The 18,761-nt window shown below is 39.5% G+C and carries 4 protein-coding genes; all 4 read left to right on the top strand.

What is annotated here, in order from left to right; all coding sequences use genetic code 11:
• The first annotated feature begins 5 nt into the window (after positions 1-5).
• Positions 6-1,712: a cyclic peptide export ABC transporter gene (locus tag EXT47_RS23025; protein WP_039496669.1), complete on the top strand. Its 1,707-nt coding sequence runs from the start codon at positions 6-8 to the stop codon at positions 1,710-1,712.
• Positions 1,709-7,996: a non-ribosomal peptide synthetase gene (locus EXT47_RS23030; RefSeq protein WP_130127681.1), complete on the top strand. Its 6,288-nt coding sequence runs from the start codon at positions 1,709-1,711 to the stop codon at positions 7,994-7,996. Before EXT47_RS23025 ends, EXT47_RS23030 begins: the two co-directional genes overlap by 4 nt.
• Positions 7,997-8,082: 86 nt before the next feature.
• Entirely contained in the window at positions 8,083-12,324 is a 4,242-nt protein-coding gene (locus EXT47_RS23035; protein WP_130127682.1) for a hypothetical protein, read from the top strand.
• A gap of 11 nt (positions 12,325-12,335) precedes the next feature.
• Positions 12,336-18,761: a non-ribosomal peptide synthetase gene (locus EXT47_RS23040; protein ID WP_130127683.1), complete on the top strand. Its 6,426-nt coding sequence runs from the start codon at positions 12,336-12,338 to the stop codon at positions 18,759-18,761.

An 18,761-nucleotide genomic window follows, 5' to 3' on the forward strand; every position in this document is an offset into this window, starting at 1 on the left:
AGTTAATGAAATTATTTGATGCATTTATCCATAGGTCGCCAAACAAACTGTTTGCTGCGATAGTTTTTGGTTCATTAGCTGGTGTTGCGTACAGCTTGCTTATCCCTATAGTGTTAAACAGTATCACTGGAGATAGTCGTTTTGTTGCCGAAGATACAGCTAATGCTATCGTATTCGGTATTGAAGTAGCTAACCAGAGTTTTGCCACTGCGTTCTTGATTATTTGCTTATTTATATTTTTTGCTAGAACATTTTCCCAAATAACGTTAACAAGGTTAGCGCTTGATGTGACTTCTGATCTGCGCAAAGACATTTATCAAAATATAGCAAAAGCTTCGTTAATTAATTTAGAAAATGTTGGTTCGCCTAAGCTGCTAGCGACAATCACTAAGGACGTTGAAGACATAATGAGAGGCGTGAAAGTGTTGCCTGATTTGATTATTTCAATGGTTACTATTGTTAGTATGCTGAGTTTTTTGTTGCTATTAAATGCTGAAGCCTTTGGTTTTGTGTTGGCGGCTATTCTATTTGGTGCATTAACTTATCAAATTCCAATGTTAATTGGGCGTAATTACTTTATCAAAGCCAGAGAGAGGGTTGATGATCTGCATGAGGGCATTCGAGGCTTAATTTATGGCGCTAAGGAATTAAAGCTCAATACAAGTCGAAAAGAGCATTATCATCAAGTTGAGTTAAATGATGCAGAGTCTGGCTTGATTAAAACACAAAAGACAGCTTTGGCAATTGTTCGTAGCGCGATGAACTATGGTGACCTTATTGGCTTTTTTGTTATTGGAGTCATTACGTTCGTATTTGTTAATTACAGTGATATTAGTAGCGAAGAGCTGATTGGCGTCATAATGGCAATGTTATATGTTACCGGCCCTGTCGGGTCGATTTTAAATACTTTTCCAGAGTTGTCTATGGCAAAAGTTTCATTGCGAAAAATAACACATTTACGAAAGCTATTAGCAGAAGAAGCGTTTAATGAGTCAGTCGAGCCGATAAAACCTTGGCAGTCAATTACAGTTAAAAACTTGCGTTTTATTTATCCTAGTCAGGAAGAGGATACATCATTCTCTGTTGGACCTGTTTCACTTCAACTCAAGAAAGGGCAGGTTACTTTTATCGTGGGTGGTAATGGTTCGGGGAAATCTACATTAGGCAAAATGCTTACCATGCACTATTTACCAACAGCGGGCAGCATTAGCTTTGATGATGTCGAAGTAACAAAAGATAATATTAATAGTTACCGGCAATGTATTTCATCTATTTATTCAGACTATTACCTATTTCAAAGCCTGCATGGCTTAGGTAACAAATTAGATGAAGACAAAGTACAGAAGTATTTAACCAAATTAAAGCTGCAAGACAAAGTGACAATAGAAAATGGCCGCTTTTCTACACTTAAGCTATCGGATGGACAAAGAAAAAGATTAGCACTCCTAGTGGCTTATTTAGAAGAAAAGGATTTGTATCTGTTTGATGAGTGGGCGGCGGATCAGGACCCTGACTTTAAACACTTTTTTTATTATGAATTGCTAAAGGAATTAAGAGAGGCTGGAAAAGCTGTGATAGTAATAAGTCACGATGATAGATACTTCGACCTTGCCGATCAGGTCATTGTAATGGAAAGGGGGCTGCGCAGAGACGAGTCCAGTGTGACTATTCCTACCGAGGCGCCAGAAGAAAAACAAGAGGAATTTGTGTGAACATCCATATGATCCCAAATAAAATAGCCTTGACTTCAACCCAACGAGATATTTACTTTGCCCAGCTTAGATATCCTGCCAACCCATTGTATAATATTGGTGGCTTTATTCGTTTTAAAAATATAGACCCAAAGCGTGTGCAACGAGCGCATGCTCAGATGGTACGAAATCACGACGCGTTTGGCATACGTATTCTGTCAGAAGAAAGCGGTTTAGGGCAATATTTAACTAAAGTGCGTGATACAAGTTTACCGATAGTAGATTTTAGTGATAAGTCTGAGAGCGAAATTGATTTATGGTTAGATAAACAGTTTCAAACACCATTTGAAATCCATGACGAACCTTTGTTTCGTTCTTTCTTGATAAAAATGGCCAAGCGACATTACCGTTATGTATCATTAGCTCACCATATAGCGGTCGACGGCTGGGGATTTGCAAATCTCGCTAGGTTGATTGGTGTTTATTATAATCAAGACTTGGCTGGCAAAAGTGCACCTGAGTTGGAAATCAGCTGGCCTGATATCGTCGAACTGGATAAGTCATATGTAAGTAGTACGAAATACCAAAACGATAAAGCATATTGGCAAGAAAACCTTAAGGATTTATCTACTGAGCCACTTTTTTCGCCAGATTTGAATGTGTCTTATGAAGGCGAGGACTGCATTCCAAGTCGTAGGGAAATTAGCGTTTTACCGAAAGAAAAAGTTGTTGCATTGAAAAAGGCAGCAGCCGAATTAAACATCGCTTTCCCGCAATTGTTACTTTCAGCTTACGCACTATATTGGATATTGTCATATCGAAAAAAAGAATTAACGATAGGTGTTCCCGTTCATAATCGTAGTGGTCATAAACAAAAGTCTAAACTAGGTGTTTTTACTAGTATGAGCCCTTTACGATTAAACCTAGATGGTACGAATAGTTTTAAGTCAATCGCGGTGGAGATATCATCGCAAATAAAGCGAAATTTTCGTCATACAAAATTTCCTATTGGCGACATTTATAGTTGTATTAGTCGTTCCGCACAGAGAGCACCTTTGTATGATGTTGCATTTAATTTTCTGCATCTGGATAGTGATATAGAAATCGAAGGGCAAACAGCTGATCTTGTGTATTGGTCACACAGTCACGAACAAACACCAGCGATGCTCAATGTTTGGGAATACGGTGCAACCGACTATGTTGAGTTGCAACTCGATCACAGCTTAAAATGGCTCTCGCAATTGGCAGCAAGGCGTGTACTTGACGGCATTGTTAAAATATTGGAGCAGGTATTAGTCAACCCTGTTATGTCAATTGACAGGCTTGATACTTTTGGTGAACAAGAGCGGGCGTTGTTAAGTCACCTTTCAACACCTTCACTTTTGCCAAATAAGTTAGGCCAAGACTCAATTATTAGCGCTTTTGAACACCAAGTTTTACAGACCCCAGATAAGATAGCCGTACTTGATAGTCAACATGAAGTAAGCTTTGTTGAGTTGAATATAAAGGCTAATCAATACGCAAGAGTATTACAAAACAGTGGAGTGGTTTGCGCAGATATAGTCGGTGTTTCTTTAACGAGAGATAAGGACTTACCCGCAATTTTATTGGCTATTTTTAAACTAGGGGCTGCTTATGTTGCTCTTGACCCTTCAATTCCAGAGCATCGTCTTGCGTCAATTGTTAACGACAGTGGCTTGAAACATGTCGCTGTGAGTGAGCAAGTTACTTTTCCGCGTTTGTCTAATTATCAAATTGTTGAGTTAAGTTCGGAAAAGGTCGTTGAATTGAATGGAGAGAATCTTAATTTAACTTATTCACCTAACGATCTTGCTTACTTAATTTATACGTCTGGTTCGACTGGTATACCAAAAGGGGTGGAGATCTGTCATAAGAACTTAATGGCTTTGATTAATTGGTCTTTAGAAGAGTTTAGCAAGAGTGAGCTTCGTTGTGTCCTTGCAAGTACTTCGTTAAGTTTCGATTTATCTGCATTTGAGTTGTTCGTCCCTTTGTCGTCGGGAAATTGTATATATGTAGTCGAAAACGCGCTGGAAGCGATAAGTACGTGTCCTGTGGTGTCTATGATAAACACCGTTCCCTCCGCGATGAAAGTATGGTTGGAGCACAGAAATATCCCTAAATCTGTCGTTGCTATAAATCTTGCAGGGGAGCCATTGCCAATGGCTCTTGTAAACGATATCTTCGAACAAAACTCAAGTCAGACTGTGCGAAATTTGTATGGGCCCTCTGAGGATACGACATATTCAACTTGTATGGCTTATACCGAAAAGGTACACATTTCCCCCGCCATTGGTAAAGTCATTAGTGGTAGTTGTGCCCTTATATTAGATCAGAGAGGGAAGGAGCTACCTGTTGGACATATAGGAGAACTTTACCTTGGAGGTAGTGGCGTAGCCAGAGGTTACCGAAACCTTTCTCAATTAACAGATGAAAGGTTTCTTTTTCTTAAAGCAAGCGACAATGAATCTATGAAATGGTATCGCACTGGTGACCTCGTGCGATTGGATGATGACGGTATTTTGCATTATGTTGGCAGAATCGATGAGCAGATCAAACTGAACGGTTTTAGAATAGAGACTAATGAAATTTCAACTGTATTGACTCAATATCCCAGTATTAATGATGCGCTTGTCGTTGCTAAAGTTCAATCAGAGCATAAGTTTTTGGTAGCTTATTACTGCGCAGCACAACCTATTGATAATAAGTTGCTATTTGAGCATATTAGTAAAATATTACCAATGTATATGGTGCCTCAACATTTTTGTTTTTTAGCAGAGTTTCCGCTGAACAAAAATGGTAAAATAGATAAAACCAAATTACCTGATATTAAAGTAGAAAGTTTAACTGAGGCGTTTGTTGCCAAAAACGAAGTCGAACGGATGTTGTTGACTCTATGGCAAGATTTGTTAGGTGTCCAATCAATTCCTATTGATCAGAGCTTATTTGAATTAGGTGGTAGCTCGCTGTTGGCAATGAGAATGTTGGCTTTAATCAATGAGACTTTTGCGACACAATTTACACTTGTACAATTGTTTTCACATGATACTTTGCCAAAGCAGTCAACACTTCTTCAACAAAACTGCGTCAAAAAGCATCAAGTTGTAATCAAGCGCATTGACTCAAACCGCGCTCCACTTTCGTTGGCTCAAAAACGTATTTGGTTCACTGAGCAAATGGCTGGTAATCAAACGATGAATAACATGGTGATTTCCTATAGGTTATCAGGTGCTCTCAACGTTGCAAAACTAAGACAAGCACTTGCAGATGTGGTTAAGAATAATGCAATATTGAGAACGACTTATCATCTAGATCATGAGTTGCCTTATCAGTTGGTAAGACATAATGCTTCCGTTGAGTTCGTTGTTGATAAACTGCCCGCAGGCGATATGAAAGATGTCCTAAATGATCTTTATGCCCAGAGGTTAAATAGCAAGTTTGACTTAGAGTCAGATACCATGTTGCGGGCCCATCTGTTCACAGAAGATGCTAGTACTAGTTACCTATTTCTTTCCTCTCATCATATTGCGTTGGATGGTTATTCGATTAATCTCTTGCTTAAAGAGTTGTCTGATATTTATGACTGCAATCTTAGTGGCAATAGGCGTGATTGTGATTTACCGCTAGAAGCGCCAGAGTATGGCGATTTTGCGACGTGGCAAAACGAAAATAAGCATCAAATTGATATAGATTTTTGGCAAACTAAGCTTGAAGGGGCGCCAAATTTGCATGGGTTGCCCTTGGATAATCCAAGATTAAATAATACTCGCATTGATGGACGATGCTCGCGTACATTTGTCGATGACCAAACAACTAAACAGTTGATCAAACTGTGTGAACAGCACAAGCTGACTCTTTCTAGCATACTGTTTAGTTTGTATAGTTATCTGCTGATGGTATACAGCCGCCAGCAAGATATTATTATCGGTATTCCTGTGCTAGGTAGAGAGCATACTAGCTTGCAAAAAGTGTACGGTGTATTTATTAATATGCTGCCAATCCGAGTTCAGGCTAAGCACAATGAGTCACTTGTGAATTGGATGAGCTCTATACAGTCTGAACTCTTCGACGCTTTACCTCACCAGTCGACACCGTTTGAGCAATTAGTTGAACAATTAGCCACGGCTCATGATTCGAGCTATGCACCTATATTTCAGATCATGTTTAATTATCAAGAATATAGTTTCGATAATATGACATTACGGGAAGTATGCAGTGAACGATTAGTGCATGAACATAGTGCTGTGAAGTATGATCTAGAACTTCATGTAAACACCATGTCGGATGGGTTAGAACTTAGTTGGTTATACAACCAAGCTATATTCGATAGCACTACAATCAAGCAATGGCAGAATAGTTTTGAACTGTTGCTAAATACCTTTGTGTCAACCCCAGAAGCCAGCCTACACGAGTTAAACTTACTTAGCAGATTAGATTCAAGCAAACTGGTCCAGTGGAACAAAAGCAGTCGTGTACAAAATGCTGAGAAAAACTTCCTTGCAGCAATTTATCAAAATTTTGATTCGACAAGTATAGCGTTCGTAATGGGAAAGGATGTGATGTCATATAAGCAAGTGGGTGAGCTGTGCACCCACTTTGCAAAGTCAATTTTAGCGGCTGGTGTCACTCAAGGAGATGTGGTTGGGATTATGTTACCGCGTGGTCAAGTGTTGCAATGTAGTATGCTTGCCACGATGCTACTGGGGGTAACATTTGTTCCTTTGCCAATAAATTTTAATGACACGCGATTAGCTTACATTATTAAAGACAGTGGCATTAGTCATATTATTACCAAAGATGAAGTTCGAGCGAGCAAGTTGTCGTGTTCGACTTTGATACAAGTGCGTGATATTGAGAATTATGATTTAGTCGCTTCAACAACAAAAGCGCTGCCAATCCGTCAATTTCATCCAGATGCAACGGCCTATATTTTATATACGTCGGGCTCGACAGGAAGCCCCAAAGGGGTGCCGATACACTACGGTGCTTTAAACAACTTTTTAAACGCAATGTTATTGGCGTTAGACTTAGGTAATGCGAAAACTTGGTTGGCCTTAACTACTAATTCTTTTGATATTTCACTTCTAGAATGGCTAGCGCCTCTAATTAGAGCAGATCGTTGTGTACTCGTTAGTGATGAGCAAGCTGCTGACCCTTTATTATTAAAAGAGTATATCGAACAACATGAAGTCGATGTTATTCAAGCTACCCCATCAAGGTGGCGGCAAATGATAGAATCAGGCTGGCAAGGAGGTAAGCGTTTAACTCTATTAACAGGTGGTGAGGCTCTAGATACACATTTGCAGCAATTACTGTCTGAGCGAAGTGGTACATTATTCAATTGCTATGGACCAACAGAGGCAACAATTTGGTCCTGTATAAACAGAGTCGACAGTCAGGCTAGTGAACGATGCCGCTTAGCCTTAGGGAAAAGTTTAAGCAATTATATCCATGCTGTAGTTGACGAAAATAATCGATTGTTACCCATGGGAGCTATCGGAGAACTAGTAATCAGCGGTGTCAGTGTTACAAACGATTATCACAACTTACCTGAGTTATCTGCAACACGTTTTTTTGTTTGTCAACAGCATCCATATCAAGGGAAGCGCTTTTATTTGACTGGAGATTTGGTTCGTTTAGACGGCTCGGGTCGTCTGAATTATATAGGCCGAATTGACAACCAAATTAAAATTAGAGGGACTTTAGTTGAGCCAACAGAGGTTCAAGGGGCGCTGTGTTCATTGCCAGAGGTTAACCAAGCTTTCGTTTGTGCATTTGATAACGGGCGAGAGCAAGAGCTTGCTGCATATTTAGTGCTAAACGAAATAGCTTCTCTTGTTGATATACGAAATGCGCTACTAAAAATACTGCCCGACTATTTAGTCCCTTCTAGATTTGAGGTTTTCGATGAGATGCCGCTTACCAGTAACGGAAAAATTGATATTAAGGCGTTACCAAGCTTCAGCAGGCAAATGATTGTTGAACCAACTTTGGCTCAAGGAAAGACTCAGAAAATACTTGTTTCTCTATGGTGCAGTGAACTTGATGGAATCAATAAAAATGTATGCGTAGAAACAGACTTTTACTCGCTGGGTGGAAATTCTATGCATGTGGTTAGGTTAGTACGAAAGATTAATCAGCACTTTGACTTTATCGAGTTTTCGGTAGCAGATTTTTTGGCTGATAGTCGGATAACAACGATAGCCTCGCTATTAGATGAACGTACTTTCTATCAAAATTTGACGAGTGACGCGAGCGAATATAGCAGTATAACTGTGATCTAACAGAAATAAAAAGATGTTTTGTACTCAGTCAGTTTTGACGGCGATACGAAGTGTGTTGAAAATAAAAATAAACAGAATTTATCACTATGAATAACCAAGATATCGAAAAAGAAGAGTGTCATTTTTACTCAAGAAGTCATGAAAAATTAGTTGCAGAGCTTGCTAAAGATAAAAATAAAGCTGTAAAAGTAGCGACTGAAGTTGAACAACGACCTTTTCCAAAATTTGCTCTGGCCGAATTAGAATTATTTGAGATAAGTCCGTGGCCATTAGTTATCTCGCAGAAGTGGGAAGAACGCTTTGATAAATTCATAAAAGGAATTGGTCCAATATTGTGGAAGTCACTCTTGCTATATTTTGGTGATGATGCCGAAAAGTTTGCTGATAACACTGGACTCCCCGTTGTAGTTCTAAATATTCTCAAGGAGGCAACACTGGACCCTTACAATTTATTTGTTAGGCATGATGTGATGGTAAGTGGCAATGAGATCAAATTATTGGAAGTCAATGCAGGCACTGCGATTGGTGGTTGGGAATTGAGTTTAATTGAACGGCGAATGGCGGATGCATTGCACTTGATGACTGGTCTTGATTCTGATTCTGTTGCAGCAGCCTTGATATTTGAAAAGCTCTTTAATAGCTTGGCAACACAAATTAAAAGACTTAAAACACCTTACCATACAGGTAATATTCTTTTTGTTTTTGAACGAGAGCCTCCGCAGGATCTACTAAGACTGATTGGTAAACAATTACAAGAATATTACGTTAATAGTTCAGATTATGTGGCTGGAGAGGTTATTTTAACCAGCGGAAGCCTGGGGATTAGTTTTGGGGAAGAGGGTGAAGTCCGGTTTAATGGTACGGTGATTAACGGATTGCTGATGGCTGGTGCTAGTCTTGGTGTTTCTCTAACGCTCGCTGAGGTTAGCGGACATTTAGTTTTTCCTGATAGTTTTATTTATAAAATACTCGGTCAAAAAGCATTACTCGCTTTACCTCATAAACCTCAAGTAAAAGCAAAACTGGCTAGTAATGAGCGTGAATTTGTTGATAGGCATATACCTTTTACCGTCACAATGGATGAAGAAAAAGTAGAGTTTCGGGGACGAATTAGCGATTTAGCATCACTTTTGAGCGCACGACGTTCGGATTTTGTCATTAAAAAGTCCAGTTCTCTAGCTGGTAAGGATGTATATGTAGGTTGTTTTACTGAGCCAGAATTGTGGCAAGAATTAATAGAAATACTCTGTGGTAATGCACATTGGGTCGCACAAGAATATTGTGAGGCGGACAAATTCTTAGCCGCCGATAAATCCTGTAAAGTGGTTAAGTATACGCCGGTTTGGGGGGTTTTTGGCTTTGAAAATAGTTATTGTGGCGCTTTTGTAAGAGCTAGTATTGACTCAACTGAGGAAGGGAACGGAGTGATTAACTCTGCAACTGGGGCGTTGGAATTTGCGGTATTAGAGGAACAAAATAGTCAGACCGAAGAAGTTGGAGAACATCACTCAATTGATATTGCAGCAAGAGAAAACAGCTATAAGCTTGCTGCTTCTTATGGTCAATTAACCGATCAACTTGTTCAAAATAAATCGAAATTGGCACCGTTAGTTTCTGCTTTGTCAGAGCGTCGCTTTCCAGAATTTGCTCAGCGTGGATTAAATACATATCCATTAAGCCATTGGCCCTTGTTGATTGATCAAAACACTACTTCTAAGTTTGAAACATTCGTACAAAACTTTGAGTCGTTAATACGCCATGTTGTTGACTATTGTTTTGTTGAAAACTTGCAAAGTTGGAAAGATTACTTCGGTCAAGGGCAATTCTTACTTTCTCTATTTTCAGAGCAAGAAGTGAATTATGATAACTTGCTTATTAGACACGACACCCTTATCAGTAATGGTACGGTTAAGATGTTAGAAGCAAATGTTGGTTGTTCAATTGGTGGCTGGGAAATAGATTTATTTGAGGCGTCTACTTTAGACGCTGTCGAAAAGCTCTTACCAATCGACAGGAGTAATTTTGCTGCGAGGCCTTTCTTAAAAAATCTTTTTAATCACTTTTCTGCGGCGATAGAAAGATTATCGTTGGCAAACAAAAGTCGCAATGTGTTGTTTGTTTCTAAGCCAATGGAGCCTCACTTAGAAGAGTTATTTCAACAACAACTACAGCAGATGTATCAGTCGCAAAATGATTACTTGGGAGGCGAGGTTCTTTTTGGAACTGACCCACATCAAATTACATTTGAACAAGACAATACATTAACTTATCAAGGAAGGGCGTTTAATGCGCTAGTTATGCCTAATTTAAGTGCTTACCCTGAGTTAGCTTTTAATATCACCCGAGCGGTAATTGAAGGGTATGTTATAAGTGCTGATAGCCCTATGTTTGAGTTACTCGGTAATAAAGCAATGATGGCGCTATTTCACGAGGAGGATGTTAAAAACTCCCTTCCTGATTTACTTCGAGACTTTGTTGATTCCAGCATTCCATATACTGTAAAACTAGATAGTCCCGCGGTTAGTTTTGACGGAAAAGCCTGCTCTATAAAAGATTTATTATTATGTTATCAAGATCGGTTTGTCCTCAAAAAAACAGATTCTTCTCATGGTGTTGATGTCTATATTGGACGATTTTGTGATAAGGCAGAATGGCAAAAGCTGGTCTTACAACTTTTGGGAAGTCCAGAGTGGATAGCGCAAGAGTATTGTGAACCTGATAGCGTAATTGGTGCAGATTACTTATCCAATGTTTCAGAGTTTTTACCTGTATGGGGATTATTTTCAGTTGAAGGACATTATGCAGGGGCACAAGTTCGAGCTGAAGACGTAAATCATAGGCATGGTGTCGTTAATACGCATCAAGGAGCTAGTGTATTTGTAGTTTTGGAAGACAAAAGTCCTCTTGCTAAAATATCCAATACTGCAAGCGATGCAAAAAAAAGCGCTACCAATATGCTTTATTCTGAAACATTTGCAGCTATGAGCGATTTTTATACAAGAAAAGGAACTCATACCGGTCATGTATTACCGTTTACTTTGGATGGCTTACCTAAGTTTATGGGATTTCATGAGGAGTTACATTACTTACCATTAGTTGTGTCTCAAAAGTTAGTTTTAGATTTCGAAGGTCTTATTTTGGGTTACCCAGGCGTTGTACTGCGAGCAATTCAGAGCATGTTACCTGATGAACAGACTTTTATTGAATTGCTGGATGAGTCACCTTTGCTTTTTGACGTGATGAGGGATTACGCCCCCAATCCTGCCGAACTAATGTTTAGATTCGATATTCATTGTGATGGCGAACAATTAACTATGCTGGAAGCTAACTTAGGTACAGTGATAGGTGGTTGGGAGGCTGACTGGTTAGAGCCAAGGGTGAGAGCACGTATTGCTGAATTTGAAGAGCAAAGCGAGCCCGAACTATATTACCGTCAAGTTACGCCTCAGATGTTCCGCAGTTTAATTGACTGTATTCTCGAAATGAAGCGAGAAAATGCAACGGGCATTATTTTGATTGGAACTGAAGCTGAAAGAAGTGAAGAATGGCTTAGCTTTGAAAGTGCACTTGAGCAGGTATTTGGTTCGGTCAAAAAAGGTGGATATGACCATGGGCGTCTTATTTTTTTCCACGAATGGCAAGAACTTGATTTTTCTTCACAGGGGAAAGTTTTTTACCAAGAAAGTGAAGTTGATACCGTATTTACGGTAACTCCTCGATTGGAAAATCAAAAGGTAGGATTGTTAAATGCACAATTGATGTCAGCCTATTTAGCTAAAAACCTGGTTTTCCCTGACTCTCCGTTACACCAAGTCTTTGGTAACAAGTTAGTGATGCCTTTGCTCCATGACTACAAGAACTCCGGTGAAGCAAGTAACGAGGATATTGCATTTATTGAGCGGTACATTCCTTGGTCGGCTAGGTTGAATTCGTTACTGCAAGAACGTCATATCGACAAATTGGAACAGGTTAAGCTACACCGTCAAGATTACGTATTGAAAAAATCAGCTTCTAGTAAGGGGAGTGATGTTGTGGTTGGTAAGTACAGCGGGCAAACCCAATGGTTGGAGGCAATAGAAAGAGCGTGTGTTGAGGATGATTGGCTTGTGCAGCGCTATAGCCCAGCGTCAAAAGTTTATCTGCCTGATAGGGGAGAATTAATCGAGAATGACATGGTTTTGGCCGTATATGGTATGAGAGATCGTTACAGTGGTGCTTGGGCAAGGTTAGTGCGCAAATGTGATACAGGGGTTATCAATGTTGGTACCGGCGCTGTACCAATGTTAGTTCTTGAAGAGCTTAAACAACAGCAAATCGTAATTATTTGAAGGTAGTAAAGATGGAAATTAAAGAAATATTAGAGAAAAGCGTTGCGGCTGGATTACGGATTACGCTAAACCAACAAAACCTTCAAATTCACAGTGATGCACCGCCAGAACCTGAGCTATTGGCGATGATCAAGCAGCATAAACCGGCTATCGTGGCCTTTTTGCAAAAACATATAAGTGATGTCAAACAAACCGATGAGATTGCTGTAGTTAATGTGGATAATGGCTTTCCGCTGTCTATGCAACAACAAAGTTTGCACTTTATTGGACAATTATATTCTGATCATAGTCAGTACAATTTATGCCGGGTTTTTTCTTATCAAGGGCAGCTGGATATTAATGTAGCAAACCAAACTATTCATTATTTGGTTAATAGACATCCAATGTTGAGCTTACGCTTTGATGAACATGAAGGGGAAGTTTCACAACAGTTTGTCGATCTTGCTTCGGTATCTGTGCGCAGTGAAAGTGGAAATATAGAAAGTATTTTATTGAATGAACAGAAGCATCAGTTTGCGTTAGATGGTACACCGCTGATTCGTGTTATTCATGTTCCAATCGATGATAAAAGTGGTTGGTTATTGTTTAATTTGCCACACCGTGTGGTTGATGGGAAATCAATATCAATTGTTACTCAAGAGTTCGTGGAAGTATACCAAGCGATCTCGCAAGGTAGAGAAGCGTCATTGCCAGCACTGCCTATCAGGTATAGCGATTACGTCGCGTGGCAAAACAGCCCAGAACAGTTGAAAAAACACAGCGATGAATTACATTATTGGTTAAATAACTTACAGGAGTATCCACCGCTTCATTCTCTTCAGTGTGACTTTCAACGACCTGCAATAAAGTCAACCGATGGAAAGATGTTCACGACAGAGCTCTCGGCAGAAATGAACCAGCGCATTGATGCGTTTTGCAAAGTAAATGCTGTGACACCGTTTATTTTGCTGCAAACTTTAATGGCTGTGTTAGTTAGTCGCTATAGCGGCGAAAAAGAGGTGGTTATTGGGACGCCGGTTGAATGCCGAAGCCACAAGCAGCTCGAAAATTTGGTTGGTTTATTTGCAAATAGCGTAGCGATTAAGAGTTCAATAAGTCGCAATATATCGTTTCGTGAACAGCTCGAAAATAATAAATTGCAAATACAACAAGCGATGTCGAATCAAGATGTCCCTTTGAGAAAAGTAGTTGAAAGTGTTAACCCAGACAGAGCAATGAGTCACTCACCTTTATTTCAATTATTTTTTAGCTTAGATAATTACTCTATCAATGATATTTTGCTTGATTCAGTAACATTCACTCCCGTATCACTTGGTGAAACCACGAGTAAATTTGACCTAGAACTAATGATAAAAAGGGGAGATAAGAAATCATTAGTTAATTGGCATTACGATCATAGGTTATTTACCGAGACGTCAATAGCTTCCTTTGCTCAAAGTTATTTGCAGTTGTTGGAGGAAGTACTCGATAATGTTGAAGTTCAATGCGAACAACTGGATTTAGACAGAAGCAGAGTGATACCTATAGCACTAGATCAGTCTGAAGGAGAGCTCTTACATAAATTGATAGAGCATCAAGCAGAGCGTTATCCAGACAAAGTCGCTATTGAAGGTGCTGATTCAAATATCAGCTACAAAGCTCTTAATGAAAAGGCAAACCAAGTTGCTCATTTCTTAATTAAGCAAAAGTTAAGTGCAGATGAATTTGTTGGGGTGTGTATTGAGCGAAGTATTGCGTCAGTCATTGCTATTCTAGGGGTTCTTAAAGCTGGTATTGCCTATTTACCAATTGATCCAAAACTACCTCAAGCTCGCCGTCAATACATTGTGAACGATGCTAAGATTTCACTGGTTTTGAGTGAGTTAAATGAAGACTTTTGGACATCGGTCAGTTTGTCAGACATCTTGCAAAGAGAGTATGCGACTTGCAATCCAAATATTGTTATACACCCTGAAAGTACGGCATATGCTATATATACTTCAGGCTCAACTGGTAACCCTAAAGCGGCGGCGATAAGTCATAGTAATGTATTTGCATTACTCAAAGGCTGTAACCGTCACTATGGTTTGAATGAACAAGACAGAGTTACTAATTTCCACTCTACATCATTCGATTTTTCAGTGTGGGAAATTTTCTCAGCGCTTACCAACGGCGCTACGTTATACATAGTACCAGAGCCACTTAAGTTAGATATTCGTTTGCTCACTAAATATATTACAGACAATGAAATAACCTTATTAAGCTTAACCCCGTCAGTATTTTACTTATTTGCAGATGAAATGCTGAAGCAAGGTAAAGCTCACAAGCTTCGTTATGTTGTGTTGGGTGGTGAAGCATTAGATAAACAGAAAATTCTTCCTTGGCTTGAAAGTCAGCATGACGGACAAGTACGTTTGATTAATATGTACGGAATTACCGAAACTACAGTACATGTGACTTTTCATGAGGTAACTCTTGATTCGAGTGACGCTTCTATCGGCGTTCCAATAGATGGTTATGAAGCGTATGTGGTCAATGAGCAAGGTAGCTTGCAACCTTGCAATGCTGTTGGAGAATTATGGATCGCGGGTAAAGGAGTTGCTAAAGGGTACTTAAATCGTGAGCAGTTAAATCGTGATAAATTTTCAGTGGTTGATCTAGGTGGCTACTCTAAACGAGTTTACAAAACAGGAGATTTAGCCTGCTGGAGCCCTGACGGAAGTTTGCGTTATTTAGGTAGACGTGATCAGCAAATTAAAATTAGAGGCTATCGGATTGAGCCTGGAGAGGTAGAAGCTGCAATACTGTCTTTAACTGAAGTCACAGGAACGGTAGTTGATAAAATAACATGCTCTACAGGTGAGCAGTTGGTCGCCTTTGTTAAGTGTAATTCTTCGAAAATAAAAAATATAAACGAAGTGATTAGCGCTAAAGTGAAGCAGTCTTTGCCTGCATATATGGTTCCTAACATCATTAAAGTAATCGAAGAAATACCTGTTACTCGCAATGGTAAAGTAGACAAACAGCGACTAATGGATACATTACAAGATACGGCTTTTGTTGAACGACTACCTTTATCTACAAATACAGAAGTTGAACTTGCAAATATATGGAAAGAGTTGATTGGTGTTTCACAAGTATTTGCAGATGATAACTTTTTTTCGCTAGGAGGACATTCGCTCGTTATTGCTAAACTGATCGCGTTAATAGAACGCCAATTCGGTAAATCGCTTTCATTGACGTCTGTTTACGAAAACCCTCAACTTGCAGATCTCGCTCGTGTAATTGATGCGGCCAATTCAGAGAAACATATTATCGACAAGGTAAATGCACAGGTTGATGTTGAACCGACTCCAATGCAAAGCTCAATGTGGCTTGCATGTCAGATAGAAGAAAATTCGAGCAAATATAATATTCCAGTCACGCTAAAACTTGAGGGTACGGTAGATCAACAAGCTATTGTTGATGCATTGACCTCGATCGTTGAGCGTCATGAATCGTTGAGAACTCGGTTTTTGAAACGCGATGACAAATTGATTACTCAAGTTAACCCTGATATCAGTTTACAACATGAGTTTGTAGATCTAAGTGATCTAAGTCCAAACCTAAGGTTTGAAGCGCTCGCTGAGCATAAACGAATTGAAGGAGAGCGCAATTTCGATCTCAGTTCAGATACATTGATAAGAAGTCGGTTATTAAAATTTGAACCACTCGAGTATTATTTATTGTTAACGGTTCATCATCTGGCTTGTGATGCATGGTCAATCGATATTTTGTTTGATGAATTTAGCCAATTATATAATTGGACACACGATCGTCATACGCCAAAACTACCAAAATTAGATATACAATATTGTGACTACGCGGCGTGGTATAACGAGAAAAATACGTCGGCAGATATAGGAAAAAGCAAATCGTTTTGGCAGCAAGAACTGGCAGGAGCACCCTTGGTTCATAGCTTACCTTTGGACTTTGCGAGGGAAAAGTTGGTCAATAATGAAGCCGCTTATCATAAACAAGTGATTGGCGGTAAAGTGTATAGAGGATTAAAAGAGTTGGCACAAAGAGAAGCGCACTCTTTGTTTAATGTCGTTCAGCCACTGATAGCTTTACTATTAGCCCAACTAAGCAACGAAGATGATATCTTGATGTTATGTCCGTTTGCAGGGAGAGGTAATAATCAAACGGAAAATCTGATCGGTTTATTTAACCAAAACATTATTTATCGTACCACCCTATCAGCTAACGCTAGCTTTTCAGAATTGATATCAGACAGTCACGCGTGGTTTAAAAGGGCTGTTGAGCACCTAAACATCGCTCATGATGAGGTTGTCAAAAGTGTGGCTCCACTGCGTCAATACGGATTTACACCTTTGTGTCAGGTAGCTCTAAACTTTTTAGTAAAATCATCGCCAAAGCCCCAACTCAACGAGGTAGTCTGGACTGATATTTCACAAGAGTACGGTATTCAAGATTTAGATCTGCATTTTACTATTGTAGATACTGGAGAAGCGCTAGAGGTTCGGTGGCTATATAAAAAGTCTCTTTTCAAAAATGATACCATCTGTAATTGGGCAGATAAATTAGCAGCGCTCAGCGCTGTGACTGTAAATAATTCTGAAAAACCACTGGCTCAATGGCCTTCTTCTTCGTGGAAACATTATGAAAAGTTAAATAGCTTGTCTTTGTTTCCTACTGAAAGTGCAAACTATATTCATGAAGCGGTAGAGAAGATGGCTGATAAGTTTGCAGACAAAGTTGCAATCGTTGCACAAGACGCTCAGTTAGACTACAAAACATTGAATGATACGGCAAATCAATATGCTGCGTGCTTGATCGACAAAGGGGTAAAACCTGGACAGTACGTCGGAATCTGTGCTGAGCGCAATACTAACTTTGTTATAGCAATGCTTGCAGTACTAAAAGCTGGTGGCGCTTACGTTCCTCTTGTTCCAGATTTACCAGAAGATTATTTGGAAAATATTGCGTCAGACGCCGAAATAGACATTATTCTGACGGAGCAGGCTTTGTTACAGAAGTTTAATTTTCTGTCGTATAAACGAGTTATTCCAACAGATATGGCTTTTAGAAAAGTACTTTTAGCCAAGTACTCTACCGACAATGTAAAGCTAGAATTGCAACCTACCTCAGTACAACCTGCTTATGTGATTTATACTTCAGGTTCTACAGGTAAACCTAAAGGTGTAGAAGTCAGCCACAATGCGCTCGGTAACTTTGTTAAGCATGACCAGAAATTACTAGGAATGGATCAGCATAGCCGGTTACTTAATGTGTTCTCCTTCAGTTTTGATCCCGCTTCAGGCGTAATTTTTTCAGGGCTCACTGCGGGGGCTTCAATTAATATATGCCCGACACATGAAGAACTAGCTCCTTATATCGAAGAACACAAGCTAACTCACTTGATTTTCCCAACAGCCCTTGCGGCAGCTACGCCAGTAGGAGATTGGCCACATGTCAAAGTAGTGAGCGCTGGGGGAGAGGCCTGTTCTCCATCGCTCTCTCAAAAATGGGGAAATCAGTTTGAGTTTTTTAATCTATACGGACCTACAGAAGCAACTATTTACGCGTTAAGTGATAAATATGTTGCAGGCAAAAAGTTGACGATAGGTAAACCGATAAGTCACTCTGGATGCTACATAATAAACAAGCTCGGCCAGATTGTTGATGTTGGTCAAGTCGGCGAGTTGGTTATATTTGGAGCTAGTGTCGGGACGAGGTATTTAGATAACGAGTTAAATGAAGTTAAATACCCCGTGATACAAACACCTAGAGGCCCTGAAAAGGTTTATAAAACAGGTGACTTAGCACTGCTAAATGAAGATGGAAATGTCGAATATAAAGGAAGAATAGATTCACAATTAAAAATACATGGCTACAGAATAGAGCCTGCACAAGTTGAGGCTCAAATAATGACGCTACCTGAAATTAAAGAGGTAGCTGTAGTGGTACATAAGCCTGAAAAGGGTGAACCACAACTTGTTGCCTATTATAGCTCAAGTGACGGCAGCAATATGTTTGATTTTGATTCTCATCTAGAGGGGAAATTACCACATTGGATGTTGCCGTCATCGTTCATTTATGTAGAGGCATTGCCACTGACTATAAATGGTAAATTAGATGTCAAAGCGCTCCCTCAGCCTTTATTGGAAAAAACAGAGATGGTTCTGCCAAAAAGCCAATTAGAGCAGGAAGTGAAAAATATTTGGTGTGAAATACTATCACTTGAAGATATGTCGATGTCCGATGACTTTTTAAATGTTGGGGGAAGTTCCTTAACGGCTATGGTTTTGGTTAACCAAATAAAAAGTAAGTATAAGATTGATATTAAAGTGAAAGATTTATTTGAACATTCAACCCCTACTAAGTTTGCAGAGTTACTTGAATCATTAAACGATAGCGTTGAAGAGGTTGAGCATGCAGTTGAGATGGAGTGGTAA

It is taken from the genome of Pseudoalteromonas sp. CO342X, from assembly GCF_004208915.1.
In the GTDB taxonomy this organism is placed as follows: domain Bacteria; phylum Pseudomonadota; class Gammaproteobacteria; order Enterobacterales; family Alteromonadaceae; genus Pseudoalteromonas; species Pseudoalteromonas maricaloris.

Coding starts and splice junctions, on each gene's coding strand:
- EXT47_RS23035 (WP_130127682.1), top strand. CDS start 8,083: ATGAATAACCAAGATATCGAAAAAGAAGAGTGTCATTTTTACTCAAGA.
- EXT47_RS23025 (WP_039496669.1), top strand. CDS start 6: ATGAAATTATTTGATGCATTTATCCATAGGTCGCCAAACAAACTGTTT.
- EXT47_RS23040 (WP_130127683.1), top strand. CDS start 12,336: ATGGAAATTAAAGAAATATTAGAGAAAAGCGTTGCGGCTGGATTACGG.